The organism is Acinetobacter sp. VT 511, assembly GCF_001077515.1.
GTDB lineage: Bacteria > Pseudomonadota > Gammaproteobacteria > Pseudomonadales > Moraxellaceae > Acinetobacter > Acinetobacter schindleri.
On sequence record NZ_LFRE01000081.1, the window covers coordinates 1 to 24,160 of the forward strand.

Genomic DNA, 24,160 nt, shown 5'->3' on the forward strand with positions numbered 1-24,160 from the left:
TCGTCCTAGAAAGGCGTTAGATTGGCTTACACCATTAGAGAAATTTGCTCAGCTTGTTGATTATCATATGGCTTTTGAAACTGTCGCACCTCATGTTTGAATTCGCCAGGTAATATTTCTATTTCTTTAATATTATTTGATTCAATAGAATCACTACTCCAGAAACTATCTCGACATGTAAGAATTATTTTTGTCTTACCTAAGCTGCCTAAATAGTCTGTAGTTATGGAGTGCATAAATTTAGTAATATCAAAATCACTTCCTTTCTTTGCAATTACTTCATCTATTCCATCTAAGACTATAACTAAATTCCCATTATCTGCTGATAAGCTAAAAGTGTGTTTATTAAATCTTTTTTCAGTATCATATACTTCAGCTAAAACTTGATAAAAGTCAAAGAGGTCATTAATTTTACCTTTTGACATTAATTCATTGATAATATCGTGTGAATTGATGAATAAAAATTTAGTATTGTTTTTTTTATTAATTTTATTTTTATTATGTATCTTATAAATAAATTGTCTCGCTACAGTTGTTTTACCAACACCACCGGTACCTTTAATAAGTAAAATTGAGCTTTCATCATTTTTTATCCAGTTATCAAAAAATACTTCTGATTTAGTGATTTTTGAATTCTCAACTTTTATGTTAGGAGAAATATATTCGGTATGTGATGAAGGTTTTTCAATAGAAAATATTTCTTCGGACAATTCTTCTTTATAAATTCTATTTTCAGAAAAACTTTCAAGTCTTTCAACTTTGACAGCTCCTTTTTTTCTTGAAATTTTCTCTTTAAATAATTTTTCAATCCTTTCTAAATCGATAGTACCACCTGTTCTATTATGTTCATCGACTAATATGAAAATATTTGAAGAATTTTCTAATAGTTCCTTAAATTCATCATATATATGATTTATAGTTTTTTCTTGGCTTGTGAATGACGTTATGTAAATAAATATTTGTGAATCATATAAGTCTGACTTAATTTCAAAAAGTTCATAATATATATTTAATTTTTGTCTTAATTCATTTATTAACTGAACTTTTGCAGATGGTAAGTGTTTTGTTTGAAAAGCTTCGACAATTTTTTTTATAGTTCTTTTTTCGTGTTTAATTAGATTTTTTTCATTATTTTCTACAATTCTTTTTAAATTGATTAAATCTTTATTATTGATAATAGCGTTTCTAGGGGAATTCTCTTGCATTGAACGGATGGGAATAACATTTTTTTTCATTCCATCTGATAAATCTCTGTTTAAAATTAAATAAAATGGTGAAAAATGTATTGTTAGAAGCAAGATATTTTTTTCATTAACTTCATATTGTTCAAACTCATAAAAATCCTTGAGTTCGAAATTATTAAAAGTCGAAGAATGTATACATGTGCTCATTAACTTTTGATTTAAGGCATCTTTTAATTCTTCGATATTCTTTAATTCTTCTAAAATTTGATCGTTTTTTAGACGAAAGTAATCGTTAAATTCTTGAGTTTTTTCATCGTATCCAAAGATGAAATACCTAGATGGACTACTATCATTATATGTATTAAACATGGAAATAAAGTCTTTTAGAAACTCATTCCAACCTTTTTCTTTTTTTGATTCTGATGACCAATACCAAAAGGATTTAAATTCTAAGCATAAATCTTCATCTTTTTGAATTAGTCGATTTATAAGGTTTGGATTTTCCATAATGAATTTCATTTAATTTATCTAGTAATATTATAGATTTATTTTTTTCAAATGAAAGGTTTAGAGGCTATATTATTTTTTTAATGTTATGGAAACCCATCAACTAGGGCTTCCATAGTGTTAAATTATTAATTAACTGAATCATCCAGATTTGGCGCTAACCAGCGTTTCGCTTCATCCAGTGTCCAGCCTTTACGCTTCGCATAATCTTCTAGCTGATCGCCAGAGATTTTGCCTACGTTAAAGTATTCAGTTTCAGGGTTTGCATAATAGAAACCGCTCACTGATGAAGGTGGCCACATCGCAAAGCTAGAAGTCAGGTAAGTACCCATCTTCTCTGTCGTACCTAACCAATCAAACAGCGGCGCTTTTTCAGAATGTTCAGGACAAGCAGGGTAGCCCGGTGCAGGACGAATACCGATATATTTCTCTTTGATCAATTCTTCATTAGAAAGCTGTTCGTCTGCCTGGTAGCCCCAGAATTCTTTACGAATACGTTGATGCAAATGCTCAGCAAAAGCTTCTGCAAAACGGTCACCCAAGGCTTGAACCATAATCGCGTTATAGTCATCGCCTTTGGCTTTGTATTCTTGAGAAAGTTCTTCCGCACCAAAGATCGACACGGTGAAACCACCCAAGTAATCCTGCGCCACATCTTTAGGGGCAATAAAGTCAGCCAGAGAGTAGTTTGCTTTACCGGTTACTTTGTCAGACTGCTGACGAAGGTGCTCGAAGCTGTGTGTTACATTGCCATTTTCATCAGTCACCGCAACAGTATCCGCTGCGACACGGTTGGCAGGGTAGATGCTGAAGGTTGCACGCGCATCGAAACGTTTGTTTTCGATAATGTCTTTCAGCATTGCTTGTGCTTGTTCATACAAGTCACGCGCGGCTTCACCCACCACTTCATCTTCCAGGATTTTCGGGAATTTGCCCGCTAGACTCCAGGAAATAAAGAACGGTGTCCAGTCGAAGTATTCAACCAAGGTTTCTAAAGGATAGTTGGTGAATGTTTCAGAACCAATGAAGTTTGGTTTTACTGGTGCATTCTTGTCGAAGTCGATTTTGAAACCATTTTCAACTGATTCTGCATATGAAAGCTTCGCAGCTTTCGGCTGTTTGTTGGCAAGACGGGTACGGATTTTTTCATAATCCGCTGCATAGTCCGCCATCAATTGTGGTTTCATTTCAGCAGAAAGCAATTGTGTGGTCACACCTACAGCACGAGATGCATCGGCAGTATAGAACACACCATCATTTTGATATTGCGGAGCAATCTTCACCGCCGTATGGGCTTTAGAAGTCGTTGCACCACCAATCATCAGTGGAATGTTAAAGCCTTTACGTTGCATTTCTTTGGCAACAAAGACCATTTCATCTAAGCTAGGTGTGATCAAACCAGATAGACCGATGATGTCCACTTTCTCATCAATCGCCGTTTGTAGAATCTTCTCACATGGCACCATTACGCCAAGGTCAACGATGTCATAACCGTTACAGCCCAATACCACGCCCACAATGTTTTTACCGATGTCGTGTACGTCGCCTTTTACTGTAGCCAGCAGGATTTTACCTTTGGCTTCGCCTTGGGTTTTTTCCGCTTCAATGAACGGGTTGAGCCAAGCCACAGCTTGCTTCATCACACGTGCAGATTTTACCACTTGCGGTAAGAACATTTTACCAGCACCGAACAGGTCGCCGACCACGTTCATACCTGCCATTAAAGGCCCTTCAATGACATCTAAAGGACGTGCAGATTTTAAACGAGCTTCTTCAGTATCTTGGTCAATGTACGTGGTGATGCCTTTCACCAATGCATATTCAAGACGTTTTTCAACACTTTCATTACGCCATTCAAGGTTTTCTTCGGCTTTTTGTGCGCCTGCTTGACCACGGTATTTTTCAGCAATAGTCAGTAATTTTTCAGTCGCTTCTTGACCGCTTTCACCTTGATTACGGTTCAAGACCACATCTTCAACAGCTTCTTTCAGTTCTGCATCGATATCATCGTAAATCGCAAGCTGGCCGGCATTCACGATCCCCATGGTCAAGCCTTTCTGGATCGCGTGATACAGGAACACTGCATGGATCGCTTCACGTACAGGCTCGTTACCACGGAATGAGAATGATACGTTGGAGATACCGCCTGAAATCATCGCATTTGGCAGGTTTTGTTTGATCCAACCAGTCGCTTCAATGAAATCGACGCCATAGTTGTTGTGTTCTTCAATACCGGTTGCCACTGCAAACACATTCGGGTCAAAGATGATGTCCTCAGATGGGAAGCCGACTTCATTTACCAGCACGTCGTAAGAACGTTTACAGATTTCTTTTTTACGCTCTGCCGTATCCGCCTGACCATTTTCATCAAATGCCATGACAATGACCGCTGCACCGTACTGACGGCACAGGCGGGCACGTTCTACAAACTCGTCATAACCTTCTTTGAGAGAGATCGAGTTAACAACCGCTTTACCTTGCACGCATTTCAAACCTGCTTCAATGATCTCCCATTTAGAAGAATCGAGCATGATAGGCACACGTGAAATATCTGGCTCAGATGCGATCAGATTCAGGAAGTGCACCATCGCACCTTGTGAATCCAACATGCCTTCATCCATGTTGATATCGATGATCTGCGCACCGGCTTCCACCTGTTGACGGGCAACGTCCAACGCTTCTGTGAAGTTTTCTTCTTTAATTAAACGAAGGAATTTTTTAGAACCTGTGACGTTGGTACGTTCACCGACGTTCACGAATAATGAATCTTTGGTGATATTAAATGGTTCTAAACCACTTAAACGACATGCAGGCTCAATTTCAGGAATCTGGCGAGGAGCAATACCTTCAACCGCCTGCGCAATCGCGCGGATATGATCCGGCGTCGTACCACAGCAACCACCCGTGATATTGATCAAGCCACTTTCTGCAAATTCTTTGATGAAAGCAGCCGTTTCTTCAGGGGTTTCATCATAACCACCAAACGCATTTGGTAAGCCTGCGTTTGGATGTGCAGAAACGAAAGTATCAGCAACGTCAGATACGGTTTTTACGTGTGGACGCATCGCATCTGCACCCAGCGCACAGTTAAAGCCGATTGAAATCGGTTCTGCATGACGCATTGAGTTCCAGAACGCTTCAGCCGTTTGACCTGTAAGCGTACGACCTGAGGCATCGGTAATTGTGCCCGAAATCATGATTGGCAATTCATAACCAATTTCTTTAAAGACTTCTTTCACCGCAAAGATCGCAGCTTTGGCATTCAAGGTATCAAATACTGTTTCGATCAGGATGATGTCCACACCACCTTCAATCAATGCTTTGGTCGATTCTATATAGTCGACTTTTAATGCATCAAAAGTGATGTTACGAAACGCCGGGTCATTTACGTTTGGTGAAATAGAGGTGGTACGTGAGGTTGGACCAATTACACCTGCCACAAAACGTGGTTTTTCAGGGGTTGAGTATTTCGCGCAGGCCTCTTTGGCAAGACGTGCCGCTTCACGGTTAATCTCCGGTACCAGATCTTCCATATGGTAATCCGACATTGAAACACGGGTACCGTTAAAGGTATTGGTTTCAATAATGTCAGCGCCCGCTTCAAGATACGCTTCGTGGATACCTTGAATAATGTGTGGTTGTGTTAAAACCAGAAGGTCGTTGTTGCCTTTAAGGTCATATGCCCAATCAGCAAAACGCTCACCCCGATAATCGGCTTCTTCCAATTTATGGCGTTGGATCATGGTACCCATCGCACCATCGATAATTAAAATTCTTTTGGCAAGAAGTTCTTTCAGGGTGGCAAGTGTGGACATTCAGACTTTCTCAGTAAGCATCAAAAACGGCAATAATCTTAACAGATTAGTGCGCAGTTTTCTGTAGCCATTATTCAGAATGCTGGATATGGCTGATATGAAAATCTGATAAGCAAACTGAACTGTGCATAGAAAGCTGAAAACAGATAGAAAACAGAAAGCTCGAAGTCAGTTATGGAGGAATTTGACCGAAAATAAAATATAAATGAGTTTCATGAAAGTGTCATATGACTGGGGCAATATAGAGTCAACTGTGACAGGCTTAGGAAGATGACAGTCCTGAGAAAATGATCAATTTTTTTGCAAAACATGAATGAAGTTGAATGGATAAACGGTTTTTATTTAAATAAATTATTGATTTTTATTTTTTAATTTTAATATTGATAGTATGTAGCTTTAGGATGAACGGCAGCAAGAAAGTCTAAAAAATTGGTCTATATGACGGCGCTTTGTCATATAATTGTCACAATTAAACTGAACAATATGGGGATTCTTGAATCCTCTATTCCTGCTTGCATGAATTCTAATCAAACTCCCTCAGGTTCAGCCCATCAGTCGCCTTCACATAAGTCGACTAATGTTCATGTGCCAACACCGAAATTTTTTATGCCGGTGTTTCTGACTGTAATTATTTCTACGCTGATTTATATCGGCTTTCAGTTGACTTCAGATCTGGCGCATGTTCCAGCAATCGGTCTGTATTCGATGATTCTTTTAGCCACAGCGCTATTTATTGCGCTGGGCTTTGAATTCGTCAATGGTTTCCACGATACAGCCAACGCGGTTGCCACCGTAATCTATACCAACGCATTGTCTGCACCGGTTGCAGTCATGTGGGCAGGTTTCTGTAATTTCCTTGGGGTAATGGTTGCCAGTGGTGCCGTTGCTTACGGGATCATTGCATTACTTCCTGTTGAACTGATTATGAACGTGGGTACAGGGGCCGGTTTTGCCATGGTCTTTGCCATGCTGATCGCCGCGATTCTCTGGAATCTGGGCACCTGGTTCCTGGGTATTCCTGCTTCGAGTTCACATACCCTGATTGGTTCGATTCTGGGGGTGGGCATCATGAACTATCTGCTCAACGCAGGTGGCGGTGCTTCCGGTGTGGACATGGAACAGGTGATGAAAGTCGGTAAGGCGCTGTTATTTTCGCCTTTGATCGGTTTTGCTTTTGCTGCAATCCTGTTCTTGCTGGTGAAAAAAATCTTCAGAAAGCAGCTAGAACTGTTTAAGCCACCTGAAGGTAACAAGCCACCACCACCACTGATTCGTGCCATTCTGATTTTTACCTGTACTGGCGTAAGCTTTGCCCACGGTTCAAATGATGGTCAAAAAGGTATGGGCCTGATCATGCTGATCTTGATCGGTTGTGTACCTTTGGCATACTCGTTAAACAAGAATCTTGATGCACAGCATATCCAGTCTTTCGGTCAGTTATCTGCTCAAACTGCTGATGTGATCTATCCACAGCATGATGATATTCCGGATGAACAGGCACGTGCCGTAATTACCAAATATATTCAGACTAAAGAGTTAAATGCTGAAGTTGTACCAGCATTGGCAAGCTTAACGGATCATTTGGGTGAAAAAGTCGGTTCATACACGAACATTAAAGATGTGCCTGAGGCGCAAGTTTCAGAATTCCGTAATGACATGTACTTGAGCACCACAGCATTTAAACGCTTGGATAAAGCAGAAGCTTTACCTGCGATGACTGCTGCACAGGAAAAAACAGTTGACGACTATCGTGATAACCTGGATTCATTCCTGCAATACATCCCGACTTGGGTAAAAGTGGCGGTTGCTTTGGCACTTGGTCTAGGTACCATGGTGGGCTGGAAACGTATTGTAGTGACTGTAGGTGAGCGTATTGGTAAACAACATATGACTTATGGTCAGGGGATGTCTGCCGAGCTGGTAGCCATGACTACAATTGCTGCTGCAGACGGTTTCGGTATGCCGGTATCAACGACTCATGTCCTGAACTCTGCGGTTGCAGGTACGATGGTAGCGAACAAGTCTGGCCTGAACTTCCAGATGGTGAAAACGATTCTGTCTGCCTGGGTGTTCACACTGCCAGCAACGATCTGTCTGTCAGGTGGTTTGTACTGGGTACTGTTAAAAGTTTTCTAAGAAAATTTGATGTAAAAAAACGCTGCCTCGGCAGCGTTTTTTATGACGTTTTGAAAAGTTTAAAAATCGAAAGGTTTTAAATTATGATGAAGGCGACAGGAATATCGCCGTTAGGCTGTCTTGCGTAATTTTTTAAAGCAATGCTTAAAAAATTACTCAGGATATATCATCAGCCTAACAAAAGATTTTTGTTACCTTGCGAAGACATGCTTCTCATATTTCAAACGTAAAGAAAAAAAGAATGTATAGAATGGATCAACTTCAATTTGCTTAAAGTCCATTCATAAAAATTTGAAAGATTCAAAGCCTATATTGACCTCTTCCTTGCGCAGCAGTGCTGCTCATCTCCTAGGAGGATAAGGAACTTTCAATTTACTTCTTCAACTTACCCAACAATCCTTTCGGCAACTTATCCGTCGCAAAACCATACAGCGCAGCAAATGGCAGTGCAGTACGTGCCAGATAAGCCACTCGCCATAAACCACCATGATTTGCACCGGACATCATCAGCTCAAGTGGATGATTCAGTTTTACATCTGGATTAGCCACAGACTCTGGATTACGCAGATCATGAATCCATAAGGCTGCCATAATCGCATTGGTAGTTTCTGGTGCAAAAGCTTCGACATCAAACAGGCTGGCACCATTAAACGCAGCTTTAAGCAGCGGATTCTTGGTTACAGAATAAGTGGTTGTAGAAGGTGCGATATTAATACTGACACGTTGGCCATTGGCACGTGCCAGTGTGGCACGCCATTGCTGGATGCGTTTTGCCAGCGCATAGTTCGGGCCTTGTTCAACCACCAGGCAGTCACATATGCCATAGGATTGATCAGCAACTTTGAATAAATTTTGTGCATTTTTCTTAAAGAAATGTTTGCGTGAGATTAGCGAAATACCTTTGGTCAAAGTGCTTTCCAATTTAGACAGTTGCTGGTATTTGCTTTGTGATGCTTGAACCACTTCTTCTGGCACCGCATAGACGTCAGTTGGCGTGCACATATACATCAAACTGGTATTGGCTTTCTGCTCGCTGACATGTTTCATGATTGCATCCATTGCCATGGAAACACGCACATGTTTTTCACCATCTAGATAGGCGATTGCTGCCAGATCCAGGTTTTGCTCGAACTGAATCAGCCATTGGGCAATTTCTGGAATTTGCGTCAACAGGTTGGCACCGAGCTTTTCTTTTAGAACTTCAATTGAGGTATCCGCTGGCAGAGTTTCAGCTGAAGGCGCATATAAAGTAGCATTACCTTCACTTACTGTATCCAGAATCTTGCTCCAGACACGGGTATTTGGCAGGTCAATTGCCACGATATTGGCTTTCCATTTAGATAACCAGGTCAGTGGACCTGCTTCAGAAGCACCACCGAACAGCACCGTGGTACGATCTGACAGGTCAAACCATTCCGGATGGGCAATACATTCACGCAGGGCATGAGCATGACTTGGCTCGACGATACCACGTTCTTCCCATAGTTGGATCTGGTCCAGTAGGGCTTGTCCCCGCAATTTTTTACCATGATAAGGCACATACCATTCAGGAGCTTTTTCAGACTGACCTTTCAGCTGAAAGGTACTCAGGTTTTGCGCAGGTAAAGACATTACATCTTTGAGTAGATGCTTCTGGCCATCACGGTAATATTCAAAACTGGCATGCGCTGTTTTCAGACCTTGTTGGGCAATATTCAATGCTGCACCTGGAGAGCGCAGGCCATCTTCAACCAGATGTTTAAAGTGAACCGGATATTGCTTACGCCAGTTTTTTTCCTGTTGAGCTGCGCTGGCATGTACAGGATCAACAGCGTTTAAGGCTTCAGAAATGATAGTGCGGCCAATTTTTGAAGTGCTAGGTTTTTGTTGTGAAGCAGAAATAGGGAATTGAAGACCGTCTGGGGAATTGGACATGCAAAATATCTCGCGATTTACAGCAATTAATATACAGATGTATACATTATCACTGCAAAATCCACTCCAAGGTTGGCAATATATGACATCCTGACTTTTAAAATTATTACGAGATGTTTCCAACTAAAAGGAAGCACATGGCTTCCTTATCATCACTCGTTTAAAAAAATAATTCTCAGTACCCTTCATGAATGAAAGAATCTAGAAGGGGAGTTGAGCCAGTTTATTTAGGAAGTGTGGAATAAGTCGAGGTTCCAGGATAATGGTCATAATCACACCATAAGCCGCCCCCCAAAGATGGGCGCTGTGATTGATATTGCTGTTCCCACGTTTGCCAGACCAGACACTATAAGCGACATAAAGTACTGCAAAAATAATGGCCGGCACAGGAATAAAAAACACGAAAATCAGTTTCCATGGCTCAAACAGAATATAGGCAAATAGCACTGCTGATACTGCACCCGAGGCACCCAGACTTGCCCAGCGTGGATTATTTTTATTTTGCAGATAACTCGGAATAATTGCCGCAATCAGACCACCCAGATAGAACAGGACAAAGCCCAGATCATAAAGATACTGGCGATAAAAGCTCTCGATAATACTGCCAAAGAAGAACAGCGTAATCATATTGAACAGTAGATGTGTGCCATCTGCATGAATAAAGCCATGCGAAATAAAACGGTCATATTGACCACGTTGAATTGCTGGTGGCCAGAAAATCAAACGGTTCATGACCTGCTCTTTGGAAAAGGCAATAAAAGAGATGATGCAGGTAATCAGAATAAGGGTAACGGTATGATTAAAGGGTAAATGCAGCATAGACGGCAGTTCTAATTCTGAAGTAGTAATCCTTAATCTTGCCATTATTCTGACATTTAGGTAGTACTTTTATAATAAATCCGACAATTTTAGTTGAAATTTTAAATTTACCCCGCATCTTCAGTTAAAATAGCAGCTTCAGCTTGAGGAAATTATTGTTATGTCGACTGAGAACAGCAGCACTGCAGTTACAGAAGAAATTCCAAATCTATTGATTACACCGACTGCACAAGAGTATTTAAAGGATCTACTGGAAAAGCAAAATACACCAGGTATTAGTGTACGCGTTTTCGTGGAAAATCCGGGTACACCGCGCGCTGAATGTTGCATGGCTTATAGTGCACCAGATGAAGTTGTACCGACAGATTACAAGCAGGATTATCCAGAATTCCCTGCGTACATCGATACTCCATCTATTCCTTATTTGCTTGATGCAGTAATTGATTACAACAAAGACCGTTTTGGTGGTCAGCTGACTTTCCGTGCACCAAACTCTAAAGTGCCACGTGTAGGTCCTGATGCCTCTGTAGAAGAGCGTATTACTTACGTGCTTCAGTCAGAAATTAATCCAGGTCTGGCAGGTCATGGTGGTAACTGTGCACTGGTTGAAGTGGTTGAAGATCCTGAACACGGTTTGACTGCTGTACTTAAATTTGGCGGCGGCTGTCAGGGCTGTTCAGCAATTGACGTGACTTTGAAACAAGGCGTTGAAACAACTTTGAAACAGCACGTTCCTGAGCTTGCACGTGTGGTTGACCAGACTGACCATAGTCAGGCTGAAGGTGCATACTTCAAGTAAGTAGCAAATAAAAGTTAGCTTATAAAAAAGGCCTCAAATAATTGAGGTCTTTTTTTATCTGCAATTAATAATGATAATAATTATCAATAGTAATTGTGTTTAGAGTAACATTTGATACAATGCGTCACAATTCCATCAATATTTCTTCATAAATCTACTTCTGGGGCGTAAATAGAGTATGAACACACCGTTTTTGAAATCGACGTTAGCTTTTGCAATCGGCTCGGCAATGGCGGGCAATACATTTGCAGTAGAAGTTGGTGCTCCACAAGTTGAAGCTGCGAAACTGCAAACGATTGTGGTAACTGCAACAGGTTATGAACAAGACCTGGCTAAAGCACCTGCATCCATTACGGTCATTGATCGTGAAGAATTAGAAAAGCGTGAATATAACGACATTACCGATGTATTGCGTAATACGCCAGGGGTCGTAGTTTCAGGTGCAGGTTCTGCACAGACCATCAGTATTCGTGGCATGAGCTCAAATTACACCTTGTTTCTAGTAGATGGTAAGCGTCAATATGGTAAAGATGTAAACCCAAATGGTGATGACGGTGGTTTTGAAAAAAATATCCTGCCACCAATTGCCGCAATTGAACGTATTGAAATTATCCGTGGTCCAGCATCAACTCTTTATGGCACAGACGCCATGGGCGGGGTAGTCAATATCATTACCAAAAAAGTGTCTGATGAATGGTCTGGCAATATTGAGTTAGGGACCATCATTCAGGATAGTAACCGCTCAGGTGATATCAAAAATGGTTCTGTATATCTTGCCGGTCCTTTAATTGCAGATAAGCTTGGCTTGCAACTGGCAGTCAATAAGCAGGAACGTAATGAAGATCGTTATGTTGGCGGCTTCCGTGGCACCGAGCGTGAAAGCTTAAACTCGCGTTTGACCTATGCGATTAATGATGATCATGATGTGCAAGTTGAAGCCAATTTTGTACAACAGGAATCTACGACTTCAGTCGGTAAAACGGTAGCACCCGCTCAAGGTGCTGCAGATTCGTTTTCGCGCAATTATCGTAATGTTTATTCAGTAACTCATAATGGCCGTTATAACGATAACTTGGACAGTTCATCATATATTCAATATGAAAATTCAAAAAATCCGGATCGAGGCAATACGGAACTGGGTACCAAAGGAATTACCTTGGATACCTGGACTGCTAACAGTCAATGGAATTTGTTATTGGGTGACCATACTTTATCATTTGGTGGATATTTTAAAGATGAAAAGCTCGAAGATAAAGCCACTAACCGTAATCCGAATTCACCTGAGTTTAGTGAATTGACGCGATGGTCTGCTGCAGCATTCTTGGAAGATACCTGGAGCATGACAGATCGTTTCGATTTAACAGCCGGCCTACGTTATGACCATGATGAAAACTATAGTGGTCATTTATCACCACGTCTGTATGGGGTGTACGCTATAAATGATAATTTTGTTGTAAAAGGCGGTGTAGCTACAGGTTATAAACAACCTGATATTCGTGCAGCCACTGAAGGTTTCTATAGTGTTACCGGTGGTAGCGGTTCACCATTACCAACAGGGCGTGGCATCATTCGTGCGAATCCGGATTTAGAACCTGAATCGAGTCTATCTACTGAACTGGGCTTCAACTGGAAAAATGATTATATCAGTACTTCTATTACCGGCTTTATCACTAAATATGAAGACCGTATTACCGAAGTGCGTGCCTGTGAAACCGATACCGATGGTACAACGACAAACCGAAATAACTGGCAAAACTGGACATGTTTCGAAGGAGACACGCCGTTTTACTTCATCAGTGAGCGTATTAACGTGGATGAAGCAGAAATTCGTGGTGTGGAAGCTACTTTAGAAGCTACTTTAAATGACTATACGACATTAACTGCAAATTATACTTATACAGATTCCGAGTTTAAGTCGGGTGATTTTAAAGGTCAGCCACTGAACCAGATGCCAGAACATATGTTCAATATCGGGGTAGATTATGAATTAAGCGATGCATTAAATGTATGGAGCCGCTTGCACCATCGTTCTGAAACATCTGCTTACCTGAGTCGTACCTCTATAGCCCAGCCGAATCCAGGCTATCAATTTATAGACCTTGGTTTTAACTACAAATTTAGCCCGAGCCTGACAGGTAAATTTGGGGTCTATAATCTGCTGGATGAAAAAGCAGAAGATATTGATGGTGACCAATTATTAGATGGTCGTCGTTACGGTATCAGCTTAAATGCAAAATTCTAAATCTGTGAGTATAAAAAAAGCCGCGTGAAGCGGCTTTTTTTATACTTCAATCTTTAAGATATTCAGTGTACTTTTGGAATAATAAAACTGTTCCAGATATTGGCGTGCACGTTCACGTAAATAGCCTTGTGAAATCATCTGCTGAATAATCGGTGTCAGCAAGGCATTCAGTTCATGCTGAATCAGCGACTCATCGATATTCAGATCACGAAGTAGCAGATCAAAAGTGTGCTCCTGATTACGGACATACCAGGCATGTACGCCATCCTGTATCTGCTGTTGCAGATAATCGGTCTGGCGCATGTGATCCCAGATTTCATGGCCCAAATTCACAGTCTGGGTCAGATCTTGTACTTCAATATAATTCTTTAATACGGACAGAGGCATGTCTTTGATTTTATGCCAGAGATTCGCTTGAAAATGATAGAGTTTTTCATCATCAAAATGCTGGTTCAGGATATTTTCACTCAACTGGCCAAGCTTGAGAATATTCTTTTGCAAGTATTTGGCAATGGTATTGTCCAGACTGGTATCAGTCACATTTTCCAGTACAGATTTGCCCATTTTCATAAAGCGGGAAACGCCCGGTACACTCTTGGCAATCACCGAATTATCCAGATAATCCTGAATTGAATGTTGGATCAATTGGCTGATCATGGCAGAGAAGGCCGGATTACTCACTACTTTCTTGATCAGGCGCTGACGATGACCACTTTTACTTGCGACATACTGAGCAATCTTATCAATGGTCAGTACAGGAATCACATCGGCAATCTTGGTGTTGTCATTTGCAGGATGGACCAAAGCAAAACGGATATGTTCTGCAATTTGTTCAATCAAAAAAGAGCTGGCTGCTGTGCCTAATATTTGTTTTTGCAATAGCAGGTTAATTTGCATTGGACTCCACAGATCTTTCAGGGTCTGTTTGCGGAACCAGAGATAAAAAGTCTGAAACTCATTTTGAATCGTTTCAGATTGAGCAAATGACTGATCTAGAAAGTCAAGCTGAGCTTCGATCAATTGCTCAATCATCGGGTGTTTCTGCATATTGATTCTAAAAGTTAATTTAAAGGGATGAGTTTATCAGCAAGTGGATTTTTTAGGGTCTGTGTCTTTGCAAGAAAAGGTAAATAATACTGTGCAACCTGTCTTTCTGCTTCAAGAATCGGTATATGACCAACATTGTTCAGAATCACTGGTGTTTCGGCACGTTTAAATAGGGAGTGCAGCTCTTTAGCTACTTCAACATTAATAATACGATCCTGCTTACCCCATAAAATCAACGTTGGTGCTTCTACAGTACGGGTCAAACGAGCAAATGTTTCCGGGGTATAAATCCGGCTCAGCATGACAATTTGATCAATAGCTTTGCTGGTCTGCTCGGAACGGGAAATCAGCAGTTTTTCCTGGGCGTGTTTTAACTGATCTGAGAGAGCAGGCGGATGCTGCATCAGTTTATGACTGACATCTTCCAGATCTCCCGGTTTGCTTACAATCAGGTTCTTTAAAGCATATGGATCACGGGTATAGCGCGTATTGGCGTTTTTATAGATTCCGGCACTATTCAGTAAGAACAGGCTTTGCGTATCGAAAGGATATTGAGAAGCATAAACTGTGGCAATCGACCCCCCTAGAGAATGTCCAGCAACATGCAGATTCTCATTGACATCCAAAGCTTCCAGAAAGATACGCAGTTGAGAGGTTACATTCGGTACTGAGAAATCAAAATCTGCAGGTGTACGGGTGTCACCATTATTGGGTAAATCGGGAACGATCACATGATAATAAGGGGTAAGAAATCGTGCGACACGATTCCAGTCGTCTTTGGTGCCCGCCAGACCATGAATCAGTAAAATAGAGGGTTTATTGACATTCCCGCCCTCGTTATAGCTCCAGGAAATATGACCGACTTTCAGCGTTTTGCTTTTCAGACCCGCCTGTAGCCGTTCCTGAACCAGATACTGGCTAAGAATATTATTACTTGGCTGAGCACGCGTAGGAAAACTGACTTGGGCTTGACTTAGTGTGCTGAAGCTTGGGGCTAATATTAGAGTCATGGCGCAGAGTAATTTTGAGCGCTTTATTAATTTTCTTATCATGGCGTCACATTCCTTGTCTTGCATCCAGTGTACTGTTCAAAACAGTTTTATCCTGAAGCAAATCCACCTTGTTCGGATAAAATCATAGAGTTATTTCTATTGTAAATAATTGTGAAGTAATGTCACCAATAAGTTATCCACATAAGTGAAAAAAATTCAGTTTTCATGTGAACTCTGATTAAAATTGAAATATTATTGTGATACAGGTCTACTGATAGAAATTTAGACAAGCTGATTTTTTGCAAGTGACATTCATAAATCAGAGGATTAAAATATTGCAACTTAAAACAACGGTGGTAAACACGAATGCTCACAGCTCAGGAAGCTATAGAACGTCTTAAAAAGGGTAACCAACGCTTTGTCAACGGTGAAACGCAGCATTTAAAATTATTATCGCATCAGCAACGTGCTGAAATGGCAGAAAGTCAGGAACCATTTGCTATTGTTTTAGGATGTTCAGATTCACGTGTGCCAGCAGAAATGGTATTTGACCAAGGTCTGGGTGATCTGTTTGTCATTCGCGTAGCAGGGAATATTGTCGCACCGTCTCAGGTTGGTAGTGTTGAGTTTGCTGCAGAAAGCTTTGGTTGTCCTGTAGTCATTGTTTTGGGTCATACCCATTGTGGCGCAATTCATTCTACGATTGAAGCACTAACCAATCCGGCAACTCCGCCATCTGCAAATCTGATGTCAATTGTTAACCGTGTACGTCCATCAGTTGAAATTCTGATGCAGACTGAACTGAAGGATGACCTCAACAAACTGTCTAAGCATGCAGTGCGTTCGAATGTATTTGCTTCCGTGAACCAGTTACGTCATGGTTCAGCAGTACTGGAAAATCTCATTGCACAAGGCAAATTACTGGTGGTGGGTGCTGAATACTCACTGGAAACTGGTGAAGTCACCTTTTTTGATTTCTAATTTGAATTTTAAGAATGAATGATATTAAAGGCGCCTTAGAGGGCGCCTTTAATATATGGATAAGCATTATTTAACAGGATACTTTGTGCCTTGGCATTTGGATGTACCAGATCCTGTTGCATCAAGTTTTTATTTCCTGCTACCCCATTCAAAAAGAATGGTAACAATTTCACTTTATATTGCTGGCTCACCACCTTGTAATTATTTTCAAAAGCTTTTGTATAACTTTGACCATAATTTGGCGGCATTTTCATGCCAAAAAGAATGACTTTTGCTTTGGCTTTCTGACTTTGCTGAACCAGATTTGCCAGATTTTTCTGAATCATCTGTGGCGGCTGACCACGTAGGCCATCATTGCCACCCAGTTCAATCACGACAATATGTGGCTTGTGGGTCTGGAGCAGTTTAGGCAGACGTGCCAGTGCACCGCTGGTGGTTTCACCGCTCACACTTGCATTGACCACTTTATGCTGTTTCGGATACTGTTGGTTTAAACGTTTTTGCAACAGATTGACCCAACCCTGTTCAGGTTGAATACCATAACCCGCACTTAAGCTGTCACCCAGAATCATAATGGTCTTTGCTGAAACCAGCACCGGCATCAGGCACAGGCCAAACAGTGCTAAGCTGCGGAATAGATAAGACTTTAGAATTTGAATATTCAGATGCATAGGAAAAGTATGATTCAAGATCGCCAGAAAGCTACCATCATGCCACAGCCAATAATTTCTGCTCAACAATTGACACAAAAGATACAACTATCACAAAAACAGTTGACGATTTTTGAGGACCTCAATCTGGAGATTCTGGCTGGAGAACAGGTAGCGATTACCGGACGATCCGGCTCTGGGAAATCCACCTTACTGGGCATACTGGCAACCCTGGATCAGGCCAGTTCAGGTCAGTTACGGGTCTGTGGCGAATCCATTACTGAAATGAATGAAGAACAGCGAGCCAAGGTCAGACTGGAAAATATCGGTTTTGTATTTCAGTCTTTTCAGCTGTTGCCACATCTGACTGCATTAGAAAATGTGATGTTGCCCTTACGTTTACAGCCAAACTTCAATTATGCCGCAGCCGAACAAAAAGCGTTGAATCTGTTGCAAAGAGTAGGGCTGGACCGTCAGGCCCAGCAAACCCCTAAAGTGCTTTCTGGCGGGGAACAGCAACGTGTTGCGATTGCCCGTGCTTTGGTGAGTGAGCCAAAAATCATTTTTGCTGATGAACCGACTGGAAATCTGGATGGGGAGACCGCCAAGGAAATTGAACAGCTGTTATTTCAGTTAAACCATGAATTGGGTACCACTTTAATTCTCGTGACCCATGACCAGAAACTGGCACAACTATGCCAGCGTCATTTTGAGTTAAGCAATGGTCAGTTGACTGAACATGTGAATGGAGGATGATATGAACCTCTTCCGTCCTTTACTGACTCAAAGTTTTAAGACTACGGGCATTTATCTGCTGATTATTGCATTGACCCTGGCAATTAGCGCGACCACAGCGCTTAAGTTCAGTAATGAGCAGATTCAGAATGCCGTGGCATTGCAAGCTGCGGAAATGCTGGCTGGAGATCTGCTACTCAGTAATAACGAGCCAATCGAAGATGCCTGGCGAGAAAAGGCTGATCAGCTGGGTTTGCAGCAATCAGAAGTGACTGTATTTGGCAGCATGGCACATACCAATGACGAATTTGTCATGGTCAATGTCAAAGCGATTGATACTGCTTTTCCTTTACGCGGTGAGCTAAGAGTCAAACCTGAAGCTAAACAATTAAAACCGGGTGAAATCTGGCTCAGTCAGCGTGCCATGGATCTGCTCAAAGTTAAAGTGGGGGATCAGGTTAATATTGCCGATGCCTCATTCAAGATTACTGCCGTGATTGACTATGACTCTAATCAGGAATTAGGCTTCTCAGGTTTCTCACCGACCGTAATTATCTCTCAGGCAGATGTGGCACGAACCAATGCGATTCAGGTCGGTAGCCGGATTGATTATCGCCTGCTCATGGCAGGTGATCCGGACAGTATTCAAACCTATCAAAAAGACTTTAAGAAGATTGTTAAACCGGGTGTGGATACAGAAGCTGAGGAACAACAGTTTGAGGAGCAGAATAGTCTGCGTCTAAGAAATGCCAGTGAAAGCAATACCCGTTTGATGAAGCCGATTGCTAATCTGGATACCTTTTTGCAGTTGGCAAATATTTTGACCATCTTGCTTTGTGGTATCGCGATTGCCTTAACCGCACAGCGCTATGTACAGCAGAATCAGGATCATATTGCGTTAATGCGTTGTATCGGCGCGACGAAACAGCAAATTCTGGCGGCTTATCTGGCATTACTTGGACTGGTACTGGCAATCGCGATGCTCATAGGCACCATTGTTGGCATCAGTTTAGGTTATGCTTTGCTGCAACTCATGTTACAGCTGATTCCACATCTGCAGCTGCAATTCTCGGCGATGGCAATGCTATCAGGTCCATTGCCGATTGCGATGCTGACCAGTGCTGTGGTATTGCTTGGTTTTGTGCTACCAAGTTTGTGGCAATTACTCAATACTGCACCGATCCGGGTCATCCGTCAGGAAGAAAAATCCGTACATTCCATGTTGTGGATGCTGGTGAGTGGGACACTGAGCCTGATTATTTTCAGTGTGGTGCTCACCGAGAATATTGTATTAACGGCTTGGGTAATTGGTGCCATTATTCTGCTTTGCGCTGTGCTGTATCTCACCGTATGGGGATTGCTGAAAGTCCTGCGTAATACAAAATCCCGGATTTCCGCTTATGTACGGACACCGTATCAGACTGCATTACAGATCACCGCTTTGGCACTGGGCTTGAGTCTGATTACTGTATTAGCCGTATTGCGTACCGATCTGCTGGAACGCTGGCAACAGCAGTTACCAGAAGGTACACCGAACCAGTTTGTCTATGGCTTGCCGCCTTTTGAGATGCCACAGTTGAGGGCCGAGTTAGAGCAAAATGGCTGGAACAGTACGCCGCTATATCCGAATATTCGTGGCCGTCTGATTGCCAAAAATGATCAGCCATTCGCTGCAGACTTAGTCAAAAAGAGTAATACACTACGCCGTGAACTGAACCTGACCCAAACCGATCAGTATCCACAAGACAATGTGATTTTAAGTGGCGAAGCGCAATTGAAACAGCCGGGAGAAGTTTCAGTTGAAGCCACGACTGCGGAAGAACTGGGAATCAAGATTGGAGATAAGCTGACGTTTAGCTTACCTGAGGGACCACTAGAAGCCAAAGTGGTGAATCTGCGTAGTGTGGAGTGGGAAAGCTTTAGTCCGAATTTTTTCTTTATCTTTACTCCGAATACCATGGATGCCAATGCCGGTAGTTATCTGGGCAGTTTCTATGTGCCGGAACAGGAACGACCAAAACTGGTTCAGCTGATCCAGCAGTTTTCTAATACGGTCTTTATCGATGTCAGCCTGATTCTGAACGAGATCAAGCGTATTGTGAATGTATTGGTGCAGATCGTGACTATCCTGGCCTTACTGGTGAGTGTAGCAGGGATACTGGTTCTGATTGCCTGTCTGAATCTGCTCATGGATGAACGCAAGCGGGAAGTGGCTTTACTTCGCTCATTCGGAAGTTCCAAACAGAAACTGAAAACCATGCTTAGTCTGGAAATTGGTTTTATTGGTCTATGTGCCGGAATTGTATCTTGTCTGTTTGCCGAAGTGATTAGCGCCGTCGCCAGTTACCGCATGGAATTACCGATTCAGCCACACTGGGAAATCTGGCTGATTCTACCGATCTTTATGACTTTGCTCTGTGCGCTGATTGGTCGTTATCGACTGAGTTATCTGAGTGATATTCCACCGCTGCAAAGTCTGCGCGAACTGAATCAATAAAAATTGAAGATGCGTCAGTTACAGTTTTAACTGCTGACGCATCATCTCCAGAATCTCCTGCCAGAGTGGCTTAATAGGATCAATCAGGATCAAGTTATATTGATAAAGCCCATAGCAGGCTGCTAAAGCAGCTATGAGTGCGATGAATTGAATAAAACCTGCGCGTTGCAGCTTTTGCCCGGCATACCAGAGTACAGCCAGCACAGCGCCCATAATCATGCCACCAATATGTGCAGCATTGTTAATGCCAGCAATCATAAACCCCATAAACAGGTTAATCCCCATCACCATCAGCAGGGTTTTTTTATCTAAAATAAAGCGCTGACGTGGAAGAACTGGCAGAATCGACAAGACTGTCAGTGCACCGCCCAAGCCCATGACAGCACCCGATGCACCAGCACTTACGCTTGGTAAAAGTCCCGGATTGGCGACCCCACCTTCAATTAAGGCATAACTATCCTGAATATTTATATAACCGCTGAACAGACTGCCCATCAGCCCAGCACAAAGATAGAGGCCAACAAAATACCAGCGCCCAAATAGCTGTTCTGCCACGCTGCCAAAAATATAAAGCGCCCACATGTTTAACATCAAGTGAATCAGGCCAAAATGAAAAAACATGCTGCTGAATATGCGAATGGGTTCCGCCAGATAAGTCAAAGGTGCATAATCAGCACCCCAGCGGATGGCATCTTGCGTACTTGGATGGCTGGCATCTGTGCCAGAAAAAATCTGCCAGGCAAACAATCCGACATTCACTGCAATCAATACCGCAGTAAACCACCAGGTGTGGACATCCAGTTTACGGTGAATGGAAGGAGGTGCGTATTCAGACATGCTATTCTTGCGCTGTATGAGATATTTCAAATAAGCTTAACACGAAAAAATAACAACTTCAGGAGTAACCCACTGACATGAAAGCTTTTCTAATCCGAATATTCTTGCTGCTGTTCAGTGTGGTTTTATGTATTCAACTCTGGATCTTTGCCAGCCTGGCCTGGTGGCGTTTTAATCCGGTCAATACCACGATGATGATGCGGATCGATTATTGGACTGAACCCTCCAAGCCCATTCAACACCAATGGCGTCCTTATGATGAGATCAGTACCAATCTGAAAAAAGCAGTGGTGACTGCGGAAGATGGAAAATTTGTGCATCATCATGGTTTTGACTGGGATGGGATTCAAACAGCTTTAAGCCGTAATAAAGAGCAGGGTAAAGTTGTTGCGGGGGGATCTACCATTTCCCAGCAGCTGGCAAAAAATCTGTTCCTGTTCAACAAACGTTCTTTCCTGCGTAAAGGTCAGGAAGCGGTTGCCACCTGGATGATGGAACGCATGTGGTCGAAAGAGCGTATTCTTGAAGTGTATTTAAACTCGATTGAGTTTGGTCATCATATTTACGGGGTGGAAGCGGCCGCCAAACATTATTTTGGTAAAACTTCAGAAAGTCTGACCAGAGAAGAGGCAATTTTCTTGGCGGCAATTTTGACCAATCCAAAATATTTTGAAGAAAATCGCAATGCTTCTGCTTTAAAAGCACGTAAACGCATGATTCAACGTTATATGCGCTATGCAGAATTACCCTGACAGTAAAAAATCGTTATAAAAAAAATTGCCATAAAGCCCGAGAATTCGGGCTTTTTTTATGAAATTGTCATAAATTTGAAGCATACTGATACTATTGACTCAGGCTTTAAAACGATTAAAGGTTCAATATGAATACGGCAGCCAACAGCCCTTCGGTACAAACTGAATATACCTATAATGACCGGTACATTAACCGAGAATTGTCTATTCTGGATTTCCATTTGCGTGTCTTGGAACAGGCTGTCGATCCTTTACATCCACTGCTTGAACGCATGAACTTTCTGCTGATTTTCTCGCGTAATCTGGATGAGTTCTTTGAAATTCGTGTGGCTGGCGTGATGGAACAGCTGGATCTGGGCAATGAAAGTCGTAGTCCGGATGGGCTAACGCCGAAGCAGGTGCTGGATCAAATTTCCAGAACTGCGCATGCTGCCATTGAACGCCAGTACCGCATTCTGAATGAAGAAATTCTGCCTAAACTGCGTGAAGAAGATATCTGTTTCCTGCGCCGCGGTGAACTGACACCAGCACAGTCACAATGGATAAAAAAATATTTTCAGGAACAGGTGGCACCAGTCTTAACCCCGATCAGCCTGGATCCAGCCCATCCATTCCCGCGCTTGGTGAATAAGTCGCTGAACTTTATTGTGACGCTGGAAGGGAAGGATGCTTTTGGCCGTCAGATCGATCTGGCTGTTGTTCCTGCACCACGTTCATTACCACGTGTGGTACGTTTACCGGATGAATTAACGGGTGGCAAGGAACATCATGTGATGCTTTCCGCAATTATACATGAACATGTCTCTGACCTGTTCCCGGGTATGACTGCAACAGGTTGCTACCAGTTCCGAGTAACCCGTAATGCTGATCTGGCTTTAAACGAAGATGTCGAAGATCTGGCGATTGCCTTAAAAGGTGAGCTGAACTCGCGTCGTTTTGGACGTGCAGTACGTCTGGAAGTTACAGAAAACTGTCCAAAACATATTTATGAATACCTGCTGGATGAATTTGATCTAGAAGAAGAGCATCTATATAAGGTTGCCGGACCGGTGAATCTGGCACGTCTGTTATCGAATTTTAAACGTCCACATTTACGTTATGATTCACACACGCCAATCGTACCGAAAGTACTAAAGAAATCAGAAAATATCTTTAGCGCGATGCAGAAACAGGACATCCTGCTACATCATCCCTTTGAATCATTCTCGCCCGTAATTTCATTATTGCGTGAGGCTGCGCGTGATCCACAAGTCTTGGCGATCAAGCAGACCTTATACCGTAGTGGAGCGGACTCGGAAATTGTTCAGGTACTGGCTGAAGCAGCACGGAATGGCAAGGAAGTGACTGCGGTCATCGAACTGCGTGCGCGTTTTGATGAAGAGTCTAATATCGCTGTGGCCAATGTCCTGCAAGAAGCGGGGGCCGTAGTTGTCTATGGCATTGTTGGCTATAAGACCCATGCCAAGATGATTCTGGTGGTACGCCGTGAAAATAACAAGCTGGTGCGCTATGTACACTTGGGGACCGGGAACTATCACGCGGGTAATGCACGTATCTATACTGATTATGGACTGTTAACCACAGACAAAGAACTGTGTGAAGATGTACACCGTATCTTCCAGGAACTCACCGGTATGGGAAAAATGGCCAAGCTGAAAAAGCTGTTACATGCACCATTTACATTGCATACCCAGCTGGTGAATTACATTGACAATGAAATTGCCAATGCCAAAGAAGGCAAAAAGGCTCAGATCATTGTCAAAGTGAATGCGCTGACAGAACTACAGCTCATTAATAAATTGTATGAAGCATCGCAAGCAGGCGTGCAGATTGACCTGATTATCCGTTCGATCTGCTGTTTGCGTCCTGGTTTACCGGGCTTGTCGGAAAATATCCGCGTTCGTTCCATCGTCGGACGTTTCCTGGAACATACTCGCGTGTATTACTTTAGCAATAATGGCAATTCCCGCATTTATTGCTCAAGCGCAGACTGGATGGACCGTAACCTGTTTAATCGTGTTGAAGCCTGTTTCCCGATTGAAGATGAAGCATTGAAAAAACGCATCTATCAGCAAGGCTTATTGAACTATCTCAAAGATAATCAGCAATCCTGGTTACTGCAAAGTGATGGTACCTGGATCCGTGCACAACCTGCGCAAGGTGAACAGCCGCATAATGCACAGCGCGTGTTACTGGAAACCTTTAAATAAGACATAATCTTTTAAAAAGAGACTGAATTTTCAGTCTCTTTTT

15 protein-coding genes and 1 pseudogene are annotated in these 24,160 nt (G+C 42.3%); 8 read left to right on the forward strand and 8 right to left on the reverse strand.

Going from position 1 to position 24,160, the window contains the following annotated elements:
• Positions 1-185: 185 nt before the first annotated feature.
• Positions 186-1,703, reverse strand: a pseudogene (locus tag ACS72_RS18735) (AAA family ATPase); the annotation flags it as partial.
• 116 nt (positions 1,704-1,819) lie between these two features.
• A complete protein-coding gene (gene metH, locus ACS72_RS12225; protein WP_048882283.1) occupies positions 1,820-5,506 on the reverse strand; it encodes a methionine synthase in 3,687 nt (1,228 codons plus the stop codon).
• Positions 5,507-6,022: 516 nt separating this feature from the next.
• On the opposite strand from metH, the gene ACS72_RS12230 reads away from it, so the two are divergent.
• Positions 6,023-7,642 carry an inorganic phosphate transporter gene (locus tag ACS72_RS12230; protein WP_017401556.1) on the forward strand — a complete coding sequence of 540 codons (1,620 nt, stop codon included), beginning with the start codon at positions 6,023-6,025 and terminating at the stop codon, positions 7,640-7,642.
• Positions 7,643-8,014: 372 nt separating this feature from the next.
• Here ACS72_RS12230 and ACS72_RS12235 read toward each other — a convergent pair whose 3' ends face one another.
• Positions 8,015-9,556: a hypothetical protein gene (locus ACS72_RS12235; RefSeq protein WP_048882284.1), complete on the reverse strand. Its 1,542-nt coding sequence runs from the start codon at positions 9,554-9,556 to the stop codon at positions 8,015-8,017.
• 201 nt (positions 9,557-9,757) lie between these two features.
• Positions 9,758-10,375, reverse strand: coding sequence for a rhomboid family intramembrane serine protease (locus tag ACS72_RS12240; RefSeq protein ID WP_008304768.1), 618 nt, complete (start codon positions 10,373-10,375; stop codon positions 9,758-9,760).
• Between the two features lie 160 nt (positions 10,376-10,535).
• Here ACS72_RS12240 and nfuA point away from each other — a divergent pair, with 160 nt between their 5' ends.
• Positions 10,536-11,174 (forward strand): Fe-S biogenesis protein NfuA, encoded by a 639-nt coding sequence (nfuA, locus tag ACS72_RS12245; RefSeq protein ID WP_048882285.1) that lies wholly within the window; start codon positions 10,536-10,538, stop codon positions 11,172-11,174.
• A 178-nt stretch (positions 11,175-11,352) separates the two neighbouring features.
• Positions 11,353-13,416, forward strand: coding sequence for a TonB-dependent receptor (locus ACS72_RS12250; RefSeq protein ID WP_008304772.1), 2,064 nt, complete (start codon positions 11,353-11,355; stop codon positions 13,414-13,416).
• 39 nt (positions 13,417-13,455) lie between these two features.
• Here the strand turns inward: ACS72_RS12250 and ACS72_RS12255 are convergent, their stop codons facing one another.
• Together ACS72_RS12255 and ACS72_RS12260 are read right to left on the reverse strand one after the other, a co-directional pair.
• Positions 13,456-14,463: a hypothetical protein gene (locus tag ACS72_RS12255; RefSeq protein ID WP_048882286.1), complete on the reverse strand. Its 1,008-nt coding sequence runs from the start codon at positions 14,461-14,463 to the stop codon at positions 13,456-13,458.
• A 14-nt stretch (positions 14,464-14,477) separates the two neighbouring features.
• Positions 14,478-15,512 (reverse strand): alpha/beta fold hydrolase, encoded by a 1,035-nt coding sequence (locus ACS72_RS12260; RefSeq protein ID WP_026056764.1) that lies wholly within the window; start codon positions 15,510-15,512, stop codon positions 14,478-14,480.
• A 309-nt stretch (positions 15,513-15,821) separates the two neighbouring features.
• On the opposite strand from ACS72_RS12260, the gene ACS72_RS12265 reads away from it, so the two are divergent.
• Positions 15,822-16,436 carry a carbonic anhydrase gene (locus ACS72_RS12265; RefSeq protein WP_004810892.1) on the forward strand — a complete coding sequence of 205 codons (615 nt, stop codon included), beginning with the start codon at positions 15,822-15,824 and terminating at the stop codon, positions 16,434-16,436.
• Positions 16,437-16,471: 35 nt separating this feature from the next.
• Here ACS72_RS12265 and ACS72_RS12270 read toward each other — a convergent pair whose 3' ends face one another.
• Positions 16,472-17,089: an arylesterase gene (locus tag ACS72_RS12270; protein ID WP_167367467.1), complete on the reverse strand. Its 618-nt coding sequence runs from the start codon at positions 17,087-17,089 to the stop codon at positions 16,472-16,474.
• Positions 17,090-17,116: 27 nt separating this feature from the next.
• Here ACS72_RS12270 and ACS72_RS12275 point away from each other — a divergent pair, with 27 nt between their 5' ends.
• Positions 17,117-17,842, forward strand: coding sequence for an ABC transporter ATP-binding protein (locus tag ACS72_RS12275; protein ID WP_048882287.1), 726 nt, complete (start codon positions 17,117-17,119; stop codon positions 17,840-17,842).
• Between the two features lies 1 nt (position 17,843).
• Positions 17,844-20,318, forward strand: a complete 2,475-nt coding sequence (locus tag ACS72_RS12280) for an ABC transporter permease (RefSeq protein WP_008305179.1) — start codon at positions 17,844-17,846, stop codon at positions 20,316-20,318.
• 18 nt (positions 20,319-20,336) lie between these two features.
• Here the strand turns inward: ACS72_RS12280 and ACS72_RS12285 are convergent, their stop codons facing one another.
• Positions 20,337-21,155, reverse strand: a complete 819-nt coding sequence (locus ACS72_RS12285; protein WP_008305178.1) for a rhomboid family intramembrane serine protease — start codon at positions 21,153-21,155, stop codon at positions 20,337-20,339.
• A gap of 77 nt (positions 21,156-21,232) precedes the next feature.
• Here ACS72_RS12285 and mtgA point away from each other — a divergent pair, with 77 nt between their 5' ends.
• Together mtgA and ppk1 are read left to right on the forward strand one after the other, a co-directional pair.
• On the forward strand, positions 21,233-21,907 hold the full coding sequence (gene mtgA, locus ACS72_RS12290) for a monofunctional biosynthetic peptidoglycan transglycosylase (protein ID WP_004810883.1): 675 nt from the start codon (positions 21,233-21,235) through the stop codon (positions 21,905-21,907).
• A 128-nt stretch (positions 21,908-22,035) separates the two neighbouring features.
• Entirely contained in the window at positions 22,036-24,117 is a 2,082-nt protein-coding gene (ppk1, locus tag ACS72_RS12295) for a polyphosphate kinase 1 (RefSeq protein ID WP_048882288.1), read from the forward strand.
• The last annotated feature ends 43 nt before the right edge of the window (positions 24,118-24,160 follow it).